Source organism: Pseudomonas graminis, from assembly GCF_013201545.1.
Lineage (GTDB): Bacteria > Pseudomonadota > Gammaproteobacteria > Pseudomonadales > Pseudomonadaceae > Aquipseudomonas.
In genome coordinates this window covers 3,672,944-3,691,716 of the sequence record NZ_CP053746.1, presented here as the reverse complement: position 1 = coordinate 3,691,716, position 18,773 = coordinate 3,672,944, and the positions used below count along the sequence as shown (strand labels likewise).

Sequence of the window (18,773 nt, the reverse complement as noted above, 5' to 3'; positions counted from 1 at the left end):
TGTCACTGATTGCTGTTACCTGTCTTTTTGCCCTACTGGAGATGATCACGCAATGATCAAGACTTACAGCTACGCCGCGCAAAAACCCACTGACAGACTGGCTCCGTTTCAGATCGAGCGCCGTGACCCGGGCGCCGATGACGTGCAGATCGATATCCTGTTCTGCGGCGTCTGCCACTCGGACCTGCACACCGCCCGAAACGAATGGAACAACACCCTGTATCCGTCGGTGCCGGGCCACGAGATCGTCGGCAAGGTCACCGCCGTCGGTGCCAACGTCACTCACTTCAAGGTCGGCGACCTCGCCGGCGTCGGCTGCATGGTCGACAGCTGCCAGCACTGCGCGTCCTGCGCGGAAGGCGAAGAGCAATACTGCGAGAACGGCTTCACCGGCACCTACAACGGCCCGGTGTTTGGCGGCGAGAACACTTTCGGTGGCTACTCCGACAAGATCGTGGTGAAAGAGAAGTTCGTCCTGAAGATTTCCCACAGCGATAACCTGGCCGCCGTCGCGCCGTTGCTCTGCGCCGGGATCACCACTTACTCGCCGCTGCACCACTGGAAAGTCGGCCCGGGCAAGAAGGTCGGCGTGGTCGGGCTAGGCGGTCTCGGTCACATGGCGGTGAAGATCGCCCACGCCATGGGCGCCCACGTGGTGCTGTTCACCACCTCGCCGAACAAGCGTGAAGACGGCCTGCGCCTGGGCGCCGATGAAGTGATCGTGTCGAAAAACGCCGATGAAATGGCGACCCAGACCAATCAGCTCGACTTCATCCTCAACACCGTGGCGGCACCGCACAACCTTGACCCGTTCCTGAACCTGCTCAAGCGCGACGGCACCATGACCCTGGTCGGCGCGCCGGATCAGCCGCACCCGTCGCCAGGCGTGTTCAACCTGATCTTCAAGCGCCGCAGCATTGCCGGCTCGCTGATCGGCGGCATTCAGGAAACCCAGGAGATGCTGGATTTCTGTGCCAGGCACGGCATCGTCTCGGACATCGAGATGATTCACATGAAGGACATCAACGAAGCCTACGAACGCATGATCAAGGGCGACGTGAAGTACCGCTTTGTCATCGACATGGCTACCCTGAAAGAAGAAGCGTCAGCCGCCTGATGGCTGGGGTTCCCGGGTGCGGTGTCGCCGCCCCGGGGGCTCGTAACATGCTGTGATTTTTCCGCTCGTGAAATATCCGCAACCATCCCCCGGTGCTTCGGTCACAACCCTTGAGCCATGGCCAGCACCGCCTGCTTTCCTGATCCCGACAAGGCGCCAGCCCTCGCTGCTGACACAAGCGCCACGGATTAGAGAGCACGACTCACAAGTGCATGCACGGATTCAACCAAATGCAGTGCCTGCGCATTGGTTATCGTTAAAGACTGCCGTCTTTTGAAGACTGCCCTTGGCTCCAGCCATACCGGATACCGTTCCACCTGCCGTCCCTGCCCGCGCGTCCGCCCACCGTCGGCCGCCAGGTCTGACCCAACGCTGACGAGGAACCCGCTCATGACCGATCAGCCTGATCGCCCCAACAAAGAAGAACTGTCTTGTGACCTCAAGGCCTTTACCGTCCCGTCCCGCCGCAACTTCCTGAAGTCCATCGGCGTGTCCAGCCTCGCTGCCGCGACGGCGCCGATCTGGACCCAGGCGCTGGCAACCCAGGCCGCCGTCGCCGATGACATCGACCCGCCTGCGGCCGACGAACGGCGCATGACCCTGAAGGTCAACGGCCAGGCCCACACCCTGAACCTGCCGGCCAACGCCGCGCTGCTGGACGTGCTGCGCGATCGTCTGCAACTCACCGGCACCAAGAAAGGCTGCGACCACGGCCAGTGCGGCGCCTGCACCGTCCACGTCAACGGCGTGGCGATCAATTCGTGCCTGTCCCTCGCGGCGATGCACGAAGGCGACGACATCACCACCATTGAAGGTCTGGCGCAGAACGGCAAGCTGCACCCGGTGCAGGAGGCCTTCTGGGAACACGATGCCTACCAGTGCGGCTACTGCACCTCCGGGCAGATCATGAGCGCAGCGGCGTTATTGAAAGACAAAAACATCGGCACCGACGATCACAGCGTGCGCGAAGCCATGAGCGGCAACATTTGCCGTTGCGGCGCGTACAAGAACATCCTCGCGGCGATCCAGTCGGCGCGCATCAAAGTCCAGGAGGTGAGCTGATGAGAGCCTTTGATTATGTGCGCGCCAACAGCGTCGAACAGGCCGTGACGACCCACGCGAAAAGCCCGACGACCTTCTTCCTCGCCGGCGGCACAACGTTGCTCGACCTGGTCAAGCTCGACATCATGCCGGCCGACCAAGTGATCGACGTCAACCACCTCTCCCTCAAGCAGATCGAGGTGCAGAAGGATGGCAGCGTGCGCATCGGTGCCCTGGTCAGCAATACCGAACTGGCCCATCACCCGCACATCGTCGAGCACTATGCCGTGCTGTCCCAGGCGCTGCTGTCCGGCGCCACGACTCAATTGCGTAACAAAGCCACAACGGCTGGCAACGTGATGCAGCGGGTGCGCTGCAACTATTTCCGCGACGGTTATTCGCCCTGCAACAAGCGTGAGCCGGGTTCGGGTTGCGCCGCCATCGACGGCCATAATCGCAGCGTGCATGCGGTGCTGGGCACTAGCGACCAATGCATCGCCACCCATCCTTCGGACATGTGCGTGGCGATGATCGCCATTGGCGCGACGGTCGAGGTGCAGGGTCCGAAGGGCAAGCGCAGTGTCGATTTCGCCGACTTCCACCTGTTGCCTGGGGCGACGCCGTGGAAAGAACACGCGCTGCTGGACGATGAGCTGATCACCCACGTGGTGCTGGCCGCGCCGCTGGCCGGCAATAAGTCCGCTTATCTAAAGCTGCGGGATCGCGCCTCGTATCAGTTCGCCCTGGCGTCCAGCGCGGTGATCGTTGTCATGGACGGCAACACCGTGCGTGACGCGCGGATCGCTCTGGGCGGCGTGGGGACCAAACCCTGGCGCTCGCTCGAAGCCGAGCAGGCGTTGAAGGGCCAGAGCCTGACCCCGCAGACCCTCGATAAAGTCGCCGCCATCGCCCTCAAGGGCGCCAAAGCCTATCGCCACAACGCCTACAAGATCGCCTTGGGGCAGCAGGCCATCGTGCGCAACCTCGGCACCTTGAATGCCTGACCGGAGGATTCACCATGACTGACGCAATGATTGGCTCGGCACCCCGTCGCATCGATGGCCAACGTAAGGTCACCGGCAGCGCGATGTACGCGTCCGACCACCACCTGAAGAATATGGCCTACGGCTACGGCGTGTTCAGCACCGTCGCCAGCGGCAAGATTACCGGCCTGGAACTGGACGCCGCGCGCAAATCGCCGGGCGTTCTGGAGATTCTGCACCACGGCAACTTCCCGGCGCTCTACCACAACTCGACACTGCCGATGTCGTTTGCCCAGATCCTCAAGGCAGCCAAGTCCGACGAAAGCCGCCTGCCGTTCGAAGACGACACCGTGCATTACGCCGGCCAGTTCGTGGCCCTGGTGGTGGCCGATACCTTCGAGCACGCGCGGGCGGCGGCGTACAAGATCAAAGTCAGTTACAGCAAGACCGACGCCGTGGCCAATCTCGAACAAGGCCTGAAAGCTGGCGCGCTGCAGGATGGCAGCCCGAACCATAGCCGGGGTAACGCCGCCGCTGCCTTCGACAGCGCCGCCCACAGCATCGACGCCACCTATTCGACGCCGGTCGAAACCCACAACCCGATGGAAATGCACGCCACCGTTGCCAGTTGGGAAGACGGGCGACTGATCGTTTACGAGGCGACCCAAGGCGTGGTCGCCCACCGCAATTCCCTGGCAAAAATCTTCGGCATGATCCCGGAGAAGGTCGAAGTGCGCGCGCCGTTCATTGGCTCGGGCTTCGGCAGCAAACTGTGGATCTGGCCCCATTCGGTCGCCGCCTGCGGCGCTGCCAAGGTGCTCAAGCGCCCGGTGCAACTGGTGGTGCCGCGTCAGCAGATGTTCACCACCACCGGCCATCGCCCGGAAACCCGTCAGCGCATGCGGCTGGCCACCGACGACAAAGGCAAGCTGGTGTCGGTGAGCCACGAGTCCATCAACACCACCTCGTTTACCGACCCGTACAAGGAAAACTGCGGCACCTCGACCAAGAGCCTCTACAGCTGCGCGAACGTGCTGGTGACCCACAAGATCATCGAGGTCAATCGCGGCACGCCGACGTCCATGCGTGCGCCGGGTGCAGCGCCGGGGCTGTTCGCCCTGGAATCGGCCATGGATGAAATGGCCGAAAAAGTCAGCATGGATCCGCTGGAGTTCCGCAAGCTCAATGTCTCCGAGCGCGACGAAAGCCAGAACCTGCCGTGGTCAAGCAATCATCTGCAGGAGTGCATCGACAAGGCCGCCGAGCGCTTCGGCTGGAGCAAACGCAACCCGGCGCCCGGCTCGATGAAGGACGGTACCGAGATCATCGGCTATGGCATGGCCGCCTGTAACTGGGACGCCTACCGCACACCTGCGGAGGCGCAAGTCGCACTGCGCGCCGACGGCACGGCGTGGGCCATTTGCGGGGTGCAGGACATCGGCACCGGCACCTACACCATCATTGCTCAAGTGGTCAGCAGCATCACCGGCATCCCCTTGGACAAGATCGAGGTCGAGCTGGGCAATTCGTCGTTCCCGCCAGCGCCGGTGTCGGGCGGATCCTGGGCGACCGCAAGCGTACTGCCCGCCATCGCCGAGGCCACCCGCCAGGCCGTCGATCAGTTGAAGGCGTTTGCGACCGCGCCCAAGGGCGTGTTTGCCGGGGCCAAGGCCGATCAGGTGAGCTTCGAGCAGGGTCAGTTGAAAAGCGGCGACAAGACGTTCGCCATCGCCGACGTGCTCAAGGCGCAAAAGCAGGCTAGCGCTTTCGGTGAAGCCAAGACCGGCATGAACGACACCAGCAAGCACTCGTTCCGCTCCTTCGGTGTGCACTTTGTCGAAGTGCGCTGGGACCCGGGCATCTCGCGGCTGCGGGTGTCGCGGGTGGTCAGTGCCATTGACGTGGGCAAGGTGATCAACCAGAAAACCGCCCTCAATCAGGTCGAAGGCGCGATCGTCATGGGCGTCGGCATGGCGCTGTTCGAGGCCACCGATTTCGACGAGCGCAACGGCATGCCGGTTAACAACAACTACGCCGAATACGTAGTGCCGGTGCATGCCGATCAGCCGGAGATCGACGTGATCCTGCTGGACTACCCCGACTTTGAGCTCAATGAGTTCGGCGCGCGCGGGATCGGAGAAATCGGCATCACCGGCCTGGCGGCTGCGGTGGCCAATGCTGTCTCGCACGCCACCGGCAAACGTATCCGCGACCTGCCGATCACCCTGGACAAATTGATGGAGTTGCCGCCGACGATGAAGGTGTGAATCGAAAGCGGCCGCTGCAACACACGCAGCGGCCACTTTCGCGGCGGTACGGCCGATCATCCGGCAATCAGGGAGCCCGCCGGCTCCCTGAACATCAACGCCCTTCCAACAACTCCCCTGCCCGATCCAGCAAGCCTAGCGGGTCGTCCGTCTTGTGAATGTCCACCGAGAGCATCTGCCGAAACTTCCGTGCCCCGGGGAAACCGGTGCCCAGGCCCAGCACATGGCGGGTGATGTGGTGCATGGAGCCGCCGTCGCGAAGGTGCGCTTCCACGTAGGGGCGCATCAGCGCCAGGGTGTCGGCGCGGGTGATCGGCGGGGCGGTGCTGCCGAACAGTTCGCGGTCCACGCCTGCCAGCAGGTACGGGTTGTGATACGCCTCACGGCCGAGCATCACGCCGTCGAAGGTATTCAGATGCTCCTGGCACTGCTCCAAGGTCTTGATGCCGCCGTTGAGGATGATCTCCAGTTCGGGGAAGTCCTGCTTCAACTGCGCGGCGATGTCATAGCGCAGCGGCGGGATGTCCCGGTTTTCCTTTGGCGACAGGCCTTCGAGAATGGCGATGCGGGCATGCACGGTGAAGCTGGTGCAGCCGGCGTCGCGCACGGTGCCGACGAACTCGCAGAGCTGCTCGTAACTGTCGCGGCCGTTGATGCCGATGCGATGCTTAACCGTCACCGGAATCGTCACCGCGTCGCGCATGGCTTTGACGCAATCGGCCACCCGTTGCGGATGCCCCATCAACACGGCGCCGATCATGTTGTTCTGCACGCGATCGCTCGGGCAACCGACGTTGAGATTGACTTCATCGTAGCCGGCCGCCTGGGCCAGACGCGCACTGGCGGCGAGGTCAGCCGGGTTGCTGCCGCCCAATTGCAGGGCCAGCGGATGCTCCGTTTCGTCGTGGCGCAAAAAGCGCTCGGTATCGCCGTGCAGCAACGCGCCGGTGGTGACCATCTCGGTGTACAGCAGCGCGTTTTTCGACAGCAGCCGCAGGAAAAAACGGCAGTGACGATCCGTCCAGTCCATCATCGGTGCCACGGAGAAGCGCCGTGAGGGCTCGGACGGCAGGCGGTCGGTACGGGGTTCTGTGGTAGGCAACATGGCAGCAATGAGCAGGTCGGGCGAAGAGGACGCGCATTCTAACAGCTCGCACGCCCGGCTGAAGCGAGTCATGTTGAAATCACGCGCGCTCTGCAGAGCCGAACTCATACGGTAAGTAATGAAGCAGTCGCTTGAAACTTATAACAACTTCATCACTGCCACAGGGTCATAAACTTCACGACCACCCTAAGCATTAGCCAGCTAACAACCCTCTTTCAAGACGCTCGCTTTATACATATCCATAGACGATGGCTTTATTAAGCCTTTTCCCGAAAAAATATTTGACGCCATAAATTCGCAGCCTTGTTACGGCATTAGTTTTTAAGCAGGACTAATTAAATAAGAATGGAAGTTGACGCCAACAAAATAAATGAACTTTATCTTAATTAAGCACTGGCAAAGCAAGTTTAATGAGATATAACAAGTAACACCCTGTACCCATAATCGTACACACATGAAAACCCTTAACGTTATTGGCCTATGGCTGCTGCCTCTGTGCGCCGCAACCACGGCGCTTGCTCAGCCCAGCGTGAACACTTCCGCGACAGTTGAGCAGCACCGGACGCTCAACCACCGTGACGTCGGCGGTATTGTGATCGGGCAGACCATGACCCTGGCAGGCCGGACGTTTTATGACAGTTTCGCCAATACCTGGCGCGAGAAAGATGAAGCGGAAACGTTTACCGTCACCATTACCGAGCGCCCCACTGCGCGTTTAGGCAGTCAGGTCTTCGTGGATTACGGCAATCGCCGTTTGTTTCAAATGTTCCTCCCGCCCAACCGCACGCTTATTCCGGCCATTGCCGCCGACGCTGCCGGTCAGGTGTACCAGGCCATTCTTGATTATCAATTGGCACAATTCTTTGGCGACCCGGACATGGGACGAGACGAGCTATGAAAGCACCCACTATTGACCGCTGCGTGTTGGTCGCCAGCTTCGCCTTGATGGCCGGCATGTGTTCAGGCGTCCAGGCCAGCGAACTGGCCTATGTCCCGAACAACCCGTCGTTTGGCGGCAACCCGTTGAACGGCCCGGTGCTGCTGAATCAGGCCCAGGCGCAAAACCATTACGTCGAAAAGTCCTCATCGTCCGGCGCCTACTCCGGGCAGACCGCGCTGACCCAGTTCAACAGCATGTTGCAGAGCGCCATCCTCAGCCGGGTGTCGTCGGCGGTGACGTCCAGCATCGTTGGCGCCAACGGCCAACTGGTTCCGGGCACCGTCGAAACCACTGACTTCCGCATCGCAATCACCAACCTGCAAGGCGGCCTGCTGCAGATCGTCACGACCGACAAAAACACCGGCCAGACCACCCAGTTCCAAGTGAATCAACCGTAAGACCCGTCGCATCCGGTATCCGCAATACCCCACAACAACACTGAATAAGGAAGATCATCATGCAAGCACGCAAATCATTACTGTCTCTGGCTATCCTGTTTGCGGTATCCGGTGCGGCCATGGCCGACTCAAGCACCGTCAACACCACCCAGGCCGGTACTGACAACAAATTGGGCGTCGAGCAGCAAGGCGCCACCCAGTCGACAGTCACGATCAATCAGAACGGCGGCCGTAACGCCGCTGGCGCCAGCCTCAATGGCAGCCCTGTCAGCCAGAGCGCGACCTACAGCAACCTGACGATCAATCAGACCGGCTACTACAACATCGCCGGCGCCAAACAGGCCGGGAACAACAACACCGGCTCGATCACGCAGAATGCCGGCGGCCCTCAACCGCAGATCGCCAGCCTGAATCAGTCCGGCGCTAATAGCAAAGCGACCATTGATCAACAGGGCAACTACAGCACCAGCGCCTACGTCACCCAGGGCGGCGGTAACAACAACACCGCCAGCGTCTCGCAAACCGCTAACTCGAGCTCCAGCGGGACCATCTCCCAGGCCGGCAGCTACAACCTGGCGAGCGTCTCGCAGCAAGGCAACAGCAACAGCGTGGGCGGTAAAGTCATACAAGCGGGCAACAGCAACACCGGCACCGTTTCGCAACAGCGTAACCAGGCGCAGACCGTCGCCACTCTGCAACAGAACGGCAACAACAACCTTGGCTCGATACAGCAGACCGGCTCCATCTTCACCAGCGCCAACGTGCAACAGCGCGGCGACTTCAACACCGTCAGCGCTTCCCAGAACGGCACTTCACTGACCGCAGACGTTCAGCAGGTCGGCAACAACAACTACGCGTCCAGCACCCAGACCAGCGTCAATAACGAAGAAACCCTGCTCCAGACCGGCAACAACAACCGCGCGGTCGTCAGCCAGACCGGCACCGGCACTTACACATCCTCCAACATCGTCGGCCTGACCCAGTCCGGCAACAACATGGTCGCCAACGTCAGCCAGACCGGCGGCAGCGGCAACGTGGCAACGATCTACCAACACTAAGATGATGTACCCCGCCAGGGTCTGGCGGGGTTTTCTTGCGGGAAGAGAAAGTATGCGCGTCCGTCCCCTCATGTTGATGTTCACTGCCGTCATGCTGATTGCCGGCTGTACCACGTCTCGCCCTGCGGCGACCATTTCCCCGGCCACGCTGTCGCCTGCCACCCAGAGCCTGCGTGACCTGACCCACCTGCCGCCGCCCGCGGGTCCCATCAGCGTCGCGGTCTACGGCCTGCGCGACCAGACCGGGCAGTACAAACCGTCCCCCGACAGCTCGTTTTCCACCTCGGTGACCCAGGGCGCCGCGTCGCTGCTGATCAGCGCCCTGCGCGACTCACGCTGGTTCAAGCCGGTGGAGCGGGAAAACCTTCAAGACCTGCTCACCGAGCGCAAGATCATCCGCGCGCTGGAGCAGCCCCAGGATCAGGCTCAGGTGCAACTGCCTGCGCTGCGGCCGGCGAACATGATCATCGAAGGCGCCATCGTCGCCTACGAAAGCAACGTGCGCACCGGCGGCATCGGCGTTCGCTATCTCGGTGTCGGGCCATCCGAGCTTTACCGCCAGGATCAGGTGACCGTCAACCTGAGGGCGGTGGACATCCGCACCGGCGACATCATCCAGAGCATCACGACCACCAAGACCATTTTCTCGATTCAAGTCGATTTCGGCATCTTCCGCTTCGTCTCCCTCAAGCATCTGCTGGAGGTTGAGACCGGCGTGTCGCGCAACGAACCCGTGCAGCAATGCGTGCGCGAAGCCATTGAAACGGCGCTGATCCACATGATTGCCCAAGGCGCCCGGGACGGTAGCTGGAACCTGAAAGACCCCGCTGACCTGAACAAGCCGCTGCTGCAGAGTTACCTGCAGAGCTACGACGAACAAATGACCACCTTGCCGCTGGCTGAGGCGGACCAGGACATTGTTACGACAGGAGAAAAGAATGGAACGCAACGCTAAAGGATTCGCCTGGGTCGCCGCCGCACTGCTGCTCACCGGCACGCTTGCCCAGGCACAGGCCCAGGATCTGGTGCGCGAGGCACGCTATGCGGACATCACTGTCGGCAACAGCGTCGCCACCATCTTGCAGATCGGCGCCTACAACCAGGCGCGCGTCGATCAAAGCGGGGCCCGACTGAATCAGGCCGTGAGTCAGACCGGCAGTCGCAACCAGGCGGTGGTCAACCAGAGCGGGGTGAACAACGCGGTCACCGCGCAGCAGAACGGCACGGCGAACACCGCGCAGGTCAGCCAATCGGGCACCAACAACCAGACCGGCGTGACGCAGCACGGCACTGACAACGCCGCGAGCGTGGTGCAGACCGGCGCCTACAATCAGGCCTTCGTCGGGCAATACGGTCAGGCCAACCAGGCCAGCGTCACTCAGGCCGGATTCGGCGGTGCCGTGTCCATCAAGCAGTTCGGCGACAACATGAAAGCCAGCGCGACCCAACGGTGATCACGATGATGGACTTCACGCAGCTCGTTGTGACGGTTGACGCTCAGCGCAGCGGCTCGACGGTGGTGATCCGCCCGCACCTCGAAAATCCTGCGCCGCTGACGCTGCACTACCGAATGACCGTCAGGCAGACCAGCGCCCAGGGCACGTCGGCCATCGACCAGCAGGGCGATCTGCAGAGCGGGGTCGCGGCGAGCAGCGTTAGCTTGAGCCTTCCGGCCGAGGCGACGTGTCAGGTTCATCTGGAAGTCTTCGATCGGACCACGCTGATCAAATCAGTCGACAGCGACTGCGGCGAGACGCCCGCTCGTTGAGTGTGGCCACGCCACTGAGCGCGGATTCACGTATTGGGCACATGCCTGCGGGGCCGTCGCAGACCGTCGGCGGATAAGATGTCAGCGCCCGGGAACATCCCAGCCGGTCCGGGCTCCAACCAGTCTGGATCGAGTATCCGCCTTCCTCGGGAACCGACAGACCATGCATCCGCGCCGCTCTTTTTAAAAAGCACGCATCGCCCGGATCATGGCTGACACGCAGGCACGCCGTTTGCGCAAACGCAGGCGTCTAAACCGGTGCGCGTGTCGCGGTGTACACCCTTGAGTGACCGGCGGCGCTCGGGTAATGTCAGCACAACCACAGGACAGAGCACGCTCATGACTTCCAAGCTGGAACAACTCAAGCAATTCACCACCGTCGTTGCCGACACCGGCGATTTCGCTGCCATCGAAAAACTCAAGCCCGTCGACGCCACCACCAACCCTTCCCTCTTGCTCAAGGCCGCTTCCAGCGACAGCAACAGCGACCGGTTGAAAGAGGCGTTCACCGGCAGCAACAACGACATCAACGTCGCCAGCGACCGTTTCGCCGTCGCCATCGGCCGCGAGATTCTGAAAGTGGTCCCGGGCCGCGTCTCCACCGAAGTGGACGCACGCCTGTCGTTCGACACCCAGGCCTGCATCGATCGCGCTGACCGCATCGTCGGTCTGTACGAAGATTTCGGCATCGGCCGCGACCGCATCCTGATCAAGCTGGCGTCGACCTGGGAGGGCATCAAGGCCGCTGAAGCGCTGGAAAAGAAAGGCATCCAGTGCAATCTGACCCTGCTGTTCTCTTTCGCTCAGGCTCAGGCCTGTGCCGACGCCGGCGTGTTTCTGATCTCGCCATTCGTGGGCCGCATCTACGACTGGTACAAGAAAGCCGAAGGCAAAGACTACGTCGGTGCAGAAGATCCGGGCGTGCAGTCGGTGACCCGCATCTACAACTACTACAAGGCCAACGACTACAAGACCGTGGTCATGGGCGCCAGCTTCCGTAACCTCAGCCAGATCGAAGAACTGGCCGGCTGCGACCGTCTGACCATCAGCCCTGACCTGCTGCATAAGCTGTCGGAAGACACCGGCACGCTTGAGCAGAAACTCAAGCCAGGCAATGGCGGCGAGCCGCGCGTGACCCTCAACGAAAGCCAGTTCCGCTGGGCTTCCAACGAGGACGCCATGGCCACCGAGAAACTGGCCGAAGGCATTCGTCAGTTCGCCCGTGACCAGGTTGCACTGGAAAAGATGCTGTCGGCCAAAGCCTGACGCGTCAGGCACGTAAAAAGGGCGGCACCTGTGAGGGTGCCGCCCTTTTTTATTGCCTCGGTTCAGGACCGGGGCGTGTTACTGATCTTGCTGGTGGCGTTGCTACTGGTGTTCGAGGGCGTTGACCAGATCACGGAAGGCTTCGCGGTTCGAATCGTTCAAGCCCATGAGAATCTTGTGGGCCTCCAGTACCTTGGCCTTGACCACGTCTTCGCACTGATCCTGGGTCGGCAGATCGCTCAAGGCTTCGGGACGCGGAACAGGACGCCCGACGATGTTGAAGACCTGATCGAAGCCCATGGACTGCAGCAGCCGCGTTATGTCTTCATGGGTGGTGACGACCGTCGGCAACAACCCGGCCTTCTGGCGCGAGAGGATCGACAGCTTGGCCAGCAGACCCAGGGTCGTGCTGTCGATGCTGCGGGTTTCGGTCAGATCGATAACCACCGTCGAGAAATTCATCGAGGTGAAGATCCGTTCAATTGTCGCATCCAACGCCGAGCACAGCGTCAGACGCACTTCACCCACAAACTTGAGGACGAATGTGCCGTCTTGCTCGGCGAACTGGATTCTACCGGTACTCATTAAAGGTTCCTGCTCAACACTAACAAGGCGATATCATCCGGCATCTCCCCTAGCGTGGCCAATCCAAACGTCTGGCGCAGACCATCCAGGCTGCCCCCCGCCGCCTTGACCAGTTCGGGCAAGTTGGCTTCTTTCTCTTTGAGTGTATCACCTGGGAGAAGGTCCAGAATGCCGTCGGACAGCAGGGTGAGACTAAAGGACGCAGGCAGATCGATAACGTGATCCGTGTAAGTCGCTTCATTGAACAGCCCGACAGGCAGACCACGGCCTTCAAGGTAATGCGTGTCCCCCGGGGTGTAGAACACCGGCAGCGGCAAATGGCCGCCGACGCTGTAGGTCAACTGCCCGGTGACCTCGTCGATCACGCCACCCACCATCGTTACGTGCTTGCCCAGCTTGCAGCTGATCAGCCCGCGATTGATGTGGCCCAGCACATCTGACGGCTTGAACTCCGGCAGACTGCCGCCTCGCTTGGATTCAAACAGCAGGCGCGTGGTCATGAATTTCAACAGCACGGTGATGAACGCAGACGACGCGCCATGGCCGGACACGTCCGCCAGGTAAAAGGCGACGCGTCGCTCATCGACCCGAAAATAATCAACGAAATCGCCCGACAGGTACAGCGACGGGATGATCTCATGTTCGAATTCGAACGCGTCGATGGCCCAGGGGCTGATGGGCAGCATGTTCATCTGCACCTGACGGCCCGCGTCCTGGTCTTCCTGCAGCAAGTGCAGGCTGGCCTCGAGCTCGCGATTGGCGGTCTCCAGCTTCTGCCGGTATTCCTGGTTTTCGTGGAGCAGGCGCGCCCGGTCCAGCGCTCGTCGGACCGAGTGCTCAAGCACTGCAAGGTCTTCGAGGGGTTTGATCAGGTAATCGGCAGCGCCAAGGCGCAGTGCTTCGACGGCATCGCTCATCACACCCGCGCCAGACACCACGATGACCGGCGTCTCCGGCGCAAGACTGGTGACCTGACGGATCAGCTCGAGACCGCCCACCTGCGGCATGCGCAGGTCGCAGATCAGCAGATCGGGCTTTTCCCGCTCGAAAGTCTGTAGACCCTGCAGGCCATTACCGGCTTGCAGAACACTGAACCCGCTGTCTTCCAAATAGGCCGCGAGACTCGCGCGCACGACTTCGTCGTCATCGATGATCAGCAGCGTGGCACTGGTTTTTTGCATGTGGGCAAACGGCGCCAGATTAGGTTGGCGTAGGCGGCTGGTTGCAGTCAGCCCGCGTACTGGATTCGCTTCTAGCCTCTCTGGCTCAGGTAGCGGACTTTTGGTCAAACGCTTCACATGACAGAGCTGTCCTTCAAGGCGCAGACGGTACTCCCATCCGCCTGGCGTTTCAAGCGCAGCCCCGCTGCCGAACGGCGTCTTTACATCGCAAATCGCCCGGAGTTATAAGAACCGTTAAATCAGCAATCAAAACGAAGGATGCGTCATGGGCCAGCTCGATCGCGATTACGAAGAAAAACGGGATTACATTCGCATGCGGGTCGATGCGGACATCAGCCTGATCTACGCCGGCCAGATTATCCCGGCCGTCTGCGTGGATTTATCCAGCTCTGGCATGCAGATACAAGCGCCCCGCTCGTTCCAGGTGGGCGACAAGATCAGCGTGACGATTGATTCCGAGCACGCCGCGCTCAAGGGCCTGGAGGCGGACACCGAGGTGGTGTGGATTGCCGACATCGAGGGCGGTGAGCAAAAACTGGGGCTGACGATCCTGGCGATGAAGTGACGTCAGTCCGGAACTCCATCACATTTTCGAAAAATAGCGAAAATAAAAAGGCGACCCTCAGGTCGCCTTTTTTTGCATCGCTTTCGAGCGCAGCGGGATCAGAAGTCGTCGACAACCTTGCCGTCTTTGACTTTGAACTCGCGGTTCTGCAGGTAAGCGTTGCGGATGAAAATGTACTTGTCGCCATTGATCAGCTTTTCGGCTGAGAGCAGGCTGGCACGGGTGTCGACAACGCTCACGGCCAGCGCAGTGTTACGCGTCGGGACGTGATCGATGTAACGCCAAGGCTGGGTGTAGGTGTCCGGGTATTTGGCGAACGTGTCACGCACGGTGCTCGGACCAAATAGCGGCAGCATCACGAACGGGCCGCTTGGGACGCCCCAATGACCGAGGGTCTGGCCGAAATCTTCGTCGTTGCGTTGCAGGCCCATCTTGGTGCCGACATCGAAAAAGCCCAGCAGGCCGAAGGTGGTGTTGAAGATCAGGCGTGCGGTATCGACGCCCGCGGCTTCAGGTTTGACCTGAAGCACATCGTTGGCAAGGTTGGTGACTTCGCCGACGTTTTTGAACATGTTGTGGATGCCGTCTTCAAGGAACTGCGGCGTGATGAACTCATAGCCTTGGGCGATGGGTTTCAGCGCGTAGGTGTCGACGGTGTCATTGAAACGGAAAATCGCACGGTTGACGCCTTCCCACGGATCTTCGTCCGCCGCATTTGCAGCCATCGGCGCCACGGCCAGACTGGCCCACACGCACGTTCGAACCAGACGATTGATAATGCCAGCACCGTTCTCGGGCATAGCTGAGACTCCCAGTCAAAGTAATCAAGCGGGCGCTACGCCCCAAACCAAAGGCCGGAGTATAAAGCGTTCTGTGACTATTTACGTCGCTGAAATGGTGGGTGATTTGTAGGGCCTTAAACATCGGGAACCACTGTCATCGTTCGGTCATCGATTTGTCATGGCAATCCCTTAGCGTCAACGGCTTTGAGAGGGAATGCCATGCTCGCCCCGGTCGCCGTCGCTGCTCCATCGTTCACCGCTGTTTTGTTCGGACTGAGCGGTTGCCTTGTCGACTTCGGCGCCCAGGCGCGCACGCTGCTGGGCAGCGATGGAAGGTCACTGGTATCCCGGGACGCCCAGCCATTCGCAGCGCTCGCGCCCGGTGCAATCAACGCCCTGAAGCATCTCAAACAGCACGGCATTCCCTGCGCCTGGCTCGATGAATACCCCTCCTCGATTACCGATCAGCTGGCGGCACCGCTCAGCACTCTGGTTCTACCCACTCCCGCGCCGACCCATCGTTGGCCTGCACCTGATGCATGCTGGCAAGCGCTGATGACCCTGGGCGTGAAGCAACTGGACGGCTGCGTGTTGGTGAGCGGCGATCCGCGTCTGCTCATGGCGGGCATCAACGCAGGGCTGTGGACGGTCGGGCTGGCGTCTTGCGGCCCGCTGTGCGGTTTGTCGCCTCAGCAATGGGAGGCATTGAGCGATCTGGATCGCGAGCGCCGTCGCGGCCGAGCCACCCTCGAGCTGTATGCGGCCGGCGCACATTCAGTCATCGATCACTTGGGCGAGCTGGAGTCGTGTCTGGCGGATATCACCCTGCGCCGGCAGAAGTCGGAGAAGCCTTGAGCTGACTGAGGTCATGCACAGTGGCCTGGAGTGGATTAGTCTAGGGCGGTGAAGGACCTTTGCCTGCGCATTGCGGTCCATCGTGAGACCAATCAGATTAAGGAAGACCCCATGTCCGTCAGTGACTTGCAACTACAACTCGACAGCCTGAACCAGCAGCTGGAGCATAATCCTGATCTGACCGCAGAGGATCGCTCGAACCTGACCGAGGTCATGGAGCAAATCCAGGCGCAGATCGAACTCGAGACCGTCTCCCAAGACCCGAGCATTGCCGATGGCGTCAACCTGGCGGTCGAGCGTTTTGAGGTCGATCACCCGACCATCGCCGGTACGCTGCGCAATGTCCTGGTAACGCTGGGGAGCATGGGGATCTGATTCAGGCGTCTGCTGGCCCACCTCATTGAGGCGGGCCGGCTCGATTCTGCAGGAGCTGGCTTGCCGGCGAACGCAGTGAGTGCGTCAGTCACCCCTATCGTCTGAACATTCGGGCTCACCTGCAAGCTGGCTCCTACAGATGGGGGCAGTAACGCCTTACTGCCGCGCGAGACGCCCGTTTTCCAGCGTCAGCGCTTCCGTGCTGCGGTATGGGTTGATGTCCAGCCCGCCGCGGCGCACATAACGCGCATACACCGTCAGCTTCTCCGGCTTCAGCAAACGCTGCAGGTCCATGAAGATGCGCTCCACGCACTGCTCGTGGAAATCAGAATGCTGGCGGAAGCTGACGATGTAGGCCAGAAAACTGGCGTGATCCAGCGCCGCGCCACGGTATTCAACCGCGACGCTGCCCCAGTCCGGCTGGCTCGTCACCGGGCAGTTGGATTTGAGAAGATGGCTGTGCAGTGCATCGTCCACCACTCGCGACTCATCGCAGCGAAGCAGTTCGGGCTGAGGGCGGTCGTAGCTTGAAATAGTCACGTCGAGGTCATCGACGCACACACCCGGCACCGAAACAATTCCCTCGGCCTCGATGTCCTTCAGGCTGCGAATGCGGACGCCAACCGGCTTGCCAGCAGCGGCCGACAGGTCCTTCTCCAGGGTGGCGATCAGCTCGGCTTCAGACGCAAAGGCGGTCTGATTGAGCGAGTTCAGGTACAGCTTGAACGACTTGGATTCGATGATATTGGCCGAGTCTGCCGCAATGCTGAACTCACCAATGGCCACCACCGGCTTGCCCGATGGCAGCAGCCAGGACAACTCATAGCAATTCCAGAAATCGACACCCTGATAAGGCAACGTCTCGGCCGTCAGGCCCAGTTCTGCCCATTTGGCAGCACGGGGAATCGGGAACAGCAGAGACGGGGTGTACGTGGCGATGTATTCGCTGGACTTGCCCAGCGGCGAGTGTTCGGCTGCGGGATGCATGGCGGGACCTGGACCTGAAAAAAGCGGCTGTTAAAAACCAAGGCCGCGAAGTTTATCGGGTTCGCTCCGGGTTTTCAGCGTTTACTGACTGATCGCCACCTTGCCGACCATGCCCGGTTCGAACAGCCCGCTATTGGGAGCGTCGTGCTTCATGGCCGCGGTGTCGTGCTCCGGGCCGTGCGTCCCCACCGCGCGTCGGCCCCTGATCCATCTGCTACTCGTAACGCAAGGCGTGGGCCGGCTGGATCTGCGCGGCGCGGTAAGCCGGGTAGATCGTTGCCAGAAAGCTGAGGATAAAGCCGGCACTGCAGATCAGCGCCACATCGCTGCCTTCGAGCTTCGACGGAAGATTGCTGATGAAATACACGTCCGAGGTGAAAATGTGCTGGCCTGTCACGCGCTCGACCCAGCCGACGATCTGACTGACGTTGATCGCCGCGATCACCCCCAACACGCCGCCGATCACGGTACCCACGATGCCGATGACGGTCCCCTGCACCATGAAGATGGTCATGATCTGACTTGGGGTGGCGCCGATGGTGCGCAAGATCGCGATGTCGGCGCCCTTGTCATTCACCACCATGATCAGCGTGGCGATGATGTTGAACGCCGCCACGGCGACAATCATCAACAGCAAAAGGCCGATCATGGTCTTTTCCATCTTCATCGCGCTGAACAGACTGCCCTGCGTGTGGGTCCAGTCATCCGCCTTGTAGTCCGCACCGAGTCCGGCGGCAATGGCCGTTGAAACCTGCGGCGCAGCGTACAAATCCGTCAGCGCCAGGCGCACGCCCTGCACCTGATTGGGCTGCCAGCGCTGGATGACGGCGGCATCGGCGACGTTGACCAGCGCCATTGAACCGTCCAGTTCGGCGCCGACCTTGAACACACCCACCACCGTCAAGCGCTGCAGGCGCGGGGTGATGCCACCGGGCGCACTGCTGATTTCCGGAACGATCAGCGTCAGTTTATCGCCGACGTTCAGACGAAAGCGCCGGGCGGTGATTTCGCCGATCACCACACCAAATTCGCCCGCCTTCAAGTCCTGCAGGCGGCCCTGCACGATGTGCTGGGTGACGATGGAGACCTTGGACTCCAGGGCCGGATCGACGCCGTTGATCTGTATCGGCTGCATCGAGCCCTTGTACGACAGCATGCCGTCCATTTCAGTGAATGGCACGGCGGCCGTGACCTGTGGGTCTTTGAGCGATGCCCTGGCCGCCGGCTGCCAGTCGTCGAGCGGCTTGACGCCAGAGATCACCGCATGGGGGACCATGCCGAGGATCCGCGAACTCATTTCCTGCTGGAAACCGTTCATCACGGACAGCACCACGATCATCGCCAGCACGCCCAGCGCCAGCCCGATCATCGAGGTCATGGAAATGAACGAGATGAAGTGGTTGCGACGCTTGGCCCGCGTGTAGCGCGTACCGATAAATATGGATAACGGTCTGAACATTCGTGGAGCACCGTAACTGAGCAGCTAAAAGTAAAAAGCCG

20 protein-coding genes are annotated in these 18,773 nt (G+C 60.9%); 14 read left to right on the top strand and 6 right to left on the bottom strand.

Going from position 1 to position 18,773, the window contains the following annotated elements:
* Window positions 1-52: 52 nt before the first annotated feature.
* From FX982_RS16440 to FX982_RS16425, 4 genes are all read left to right on the top strand, one after another.
* Window positions 53-1,117 carry an NAD(P)-dependent alcohol dehydrogenase gene (locus FX982_RS16440; RefSeq protein WP_172611657.1) on the top strand — a complete coding sequence of 355 codons (1,065 nt, stop codon included), beginning with the start codon at window positions 53-55 and terminating at the stop codon, window positions 1,115-1,117.
* 390 nt (window positions 1,118-1,507) lie between these two features.
* Complete coding sequence (locus FX982_RS16435) at window positions 1,508-2,179, top strand: (2Fe-2S)-binding protein (protein WP_172611656.1); 672 nt, start codon at window positions 1,508-1,510, stop codon at window positions 2,177-2,179.
* Window positions 2,179-3,162: an FAD binding domain-containing protein gene (locus tag FX982_RS16430; protein WP_172611655.1), complete on the top strand. Its 984-nt coding sequence runs from the start codon at window positions 2,179-2,181 to the stop codon at window positions 3,160-3,162. The genes FX982_RS16435 and FX982_RS16430 overlap by 1 nt, the downstream gene beginning before the upstream one ends.
* 14 nt (window positions 3,163-3,176) lie before the next feature.
* Entirely contained in the window at window positions 3,177-5,408 is a 2,232-nt protein-coding gene (locus tag FX982_RS16425) for a xanthine dehydrogenase family protein molybdopterin-binding subunit (RefSeq protein WP_172611654.1), read from the top strand.
* Between the two features lie 94 nt (window positions 5,409-5,502).
* Here the strand turns inward: FX982_RS16425 and dusA are convergent, their stop codons facing one another.
* Window positions 5,503-6,513: a tRNA dihydrouridine(20/20a) synthase DusA gene (gene dusA / locus FX982_RS16420; RefSeq protein ID WP_172613079.1), complete on the bottom strand. Its 1,011-nt coding sequence runs from the start codon at window positions 6,511-6,513 to the stop codon at window positions 5,503-5,505.
* Window positions 6,514-6,967: 454 nt separating this feature from the next.
* Between dusA and FX982_RS16415 the strand changes: the two genes are divergently transcribed.
* The 7 genes from FX982_RS16415 to tal all read left to right on the top strand — a co-directional run bounded on the left by FX982_RS16415 (window position 6,968) and on the right by tal (window position 11,943).
* Window positions 6,968-7,411 (top strand): CsgE family curli-type amyloid fiber assembly protein, encoded by a 444-nt coding sequence (locus FX982_RS16415; RefSeq protein WP_172611653.1) that lies wholly within the window; start codon window positions 6,968-6,970, stop codon window positions 7,409-7,411.
* Window positions 7,408-7,851, top strand: coding sequence for a curli assembly protein CsgF (locus tag FX982_RS16410; RefSeq protein ID WP_172611652.1), 444 nt, complete (start codon window positions 7,408-7,410; stop codon window positions 7,849-7,851). Before FX982_RS16415 ends, FX982_RS16410 begins: the two co-directional genes overlap by 4 nt.
* A gap of 59 nt (window positions 7,852-7,910) precedes the next feature.
* Window positions 7,911-8,909, top strand: a complete 999-nt coding sequence (locus FX982_RS16405) for a hypothetical protein (RefSeq protein WP_172611651.1) — start codon at window positions 7,911-7,913, stop codon at window positions 8,907-8,909.
* A gap of 52 nt (window positions 8,910-8,961) precedes the next feature.
* A complete protein-coding gene (locus FX982_RS16400) occupies window positions 8,962-9,864 on the top strand; it encodes a CsgG/HfaB family protein (protein ID WP_172611650.1) in 903 nt (300 codons plus the stop codon).
* The gene (locus FX982_RS16395) at window positions 9,848-10,363 is read left to right on the top strand and encodes a curlin-associated protein (protein ID WP_172611649.1); all 516 of its coding nucleotides are present in this window, start codon (window positions 9,848-9,850) and stop codon (window positions 10,361-10,363) included. Before FX982_RS16400 ends, FX982_RS16395 begins: the two co-directional genes overlap by 17 nt.
* A 5-nt stretch (window positions 10,364-10,368) precedes the next feature.
* On the top strand, window positions 10,369-10,677 hold the full coding sequence (gene csgH / locus FX982_RS16390) for a curli-like amyloid fiber formation chaperone CsgH (protein ID WP_172611648.1): 309 nt from the start codon (window positions 10,369-10,371) through the stop codon (window positions 10,675-10,677).
* 339 nt (window positions 10,678-11,016) lie between these two features.
* Entirely contained in the window at window positions 11,017-11,943 is a 927-nt protein-coding gene (tal, locus tag FX982_RS16385; RefSeq protein ID WP_172611647.1) for a transaldolase, read from the top strand.
* Window positions 11,944-12,045: 102 nt separating this feature from the next.
* Here tal and rssC read toward each other — a convergent pair whose 3' ends face one another.
* Together rssC and rssB are read right to left on the bottom strand one after the other, a co-directional pair.
* A complete protein-coding gene (gene rssC, locus FX982_RS16380) occupies window positions 12,046-12,528 on the bottom strand; it encodes an anti-sigma factor antagonist RssC (protein WP_122538051.1) in 483 nt (160 codons plus the stop codon).
* Window positions 12,528-13,709: a two-component system response regulator RssB gene (gene rssB, locus FX982_RS16375; RefSeq protein WP_122538049.1), complete on the bottom strand. Its 1,182-nt coding sequence runs from the start codon at window positions 13,707-13,709 to the stop codon at window positions 12,528-12,530. Before rssB ends, rssC begins: the two co-directional genes overlap by 1 nt.
* Before the next feature lie 265 nt (window positions 13,710-13,974).
* Here rssB and FX982_RS16370 point away from each other — a divergent pair, with 265 nt between their 5' ends.
* On the top strand, window positions 13,975-14,274 hold the full coding sequence (locus tag FX982_RS16370) for a PilZ domain-containing protein (protein WP_122538047.1): 300 nt from the start codon (window positions 13,975-13,977) through the stop codon (window positions 14,272-14,274).
* 98 nt (window positions 14,275-14,372) lie between these two features.
* Here FX982_RS16370 and FX982_RS16365 read toward each other — a convergent pair whose 3' ends face one another.
* On the bottom strand, window positions 14,373-15,074 hold the full coding sequence (locus FX982_RS16365) for an MlaA family lipoprotein (RefSeq protein WP_172611646.1): 702 nt from the start codon (window positions 15,072-15,074) through the stop codon (window positions 14,373-14,375).
* Between the two features lie 201 nt (window positions 15,075-15,275).
* Between FX982_RS16365 and FX982_RS16360 the strand changes: the two genes are divergently transcribed.
* Both FX982_RS16360 and FX982_RS16355 read left to right on the top strand, forming a co-directional pair.
* Window positions 15,276-15,911, top strand: a complete 636-nt coding sequence (locus FX982_RS16360) for an HAD family phosphatase (protein WP_172611645.1) — start codon at window positions 15,276-15,278, stop codon at window positions 15,909-15,911.
* Between the two features lie 111 nt (window positions 15,912-16,022).
* Entirely contained in the window at window positions 16,023-16,286 is a 264-nt protein-coding gene (locus FX982_RS16355; RefSeq protein ID WP_122538041.1) for a DUF4404 family protein, read from the top strand.
* Window positions 16,287-16,442: 156 nt separating this feature from the next.
* Here the strand turns inward: FX982_RS16355 and queF are convergent, their stop codons facing one another.
* Window positions 16,443-17,273 (bottom strand): NADPH-dependent 7-cyano-7-deazaguanine reductase QueF, encoded by an 831-nt coding sequence (queF, locus tag FX982_RS16350; protein ID WP_122624660.1) that lies wholly within the window; start codon window positions 17,271-17,273, stop codon window positions 16,443-16,445.
* Window positions 17,274-17,487: 214 nt separating this feature from the next.
* Complete coding sequence (locus tag FX982_RS16345; protein ID WP_122538037.1) at window positions 17,488-18,732, bottom strand: lipoprotein-releasing ABC transporter permease subunit; 1,245 nt, start codon at window positions 18,730-18,732, stop codon at window positions 17,488-17,490.
* Window positions 18,733-18,773 lie beyond the last annotated feature (41 nt).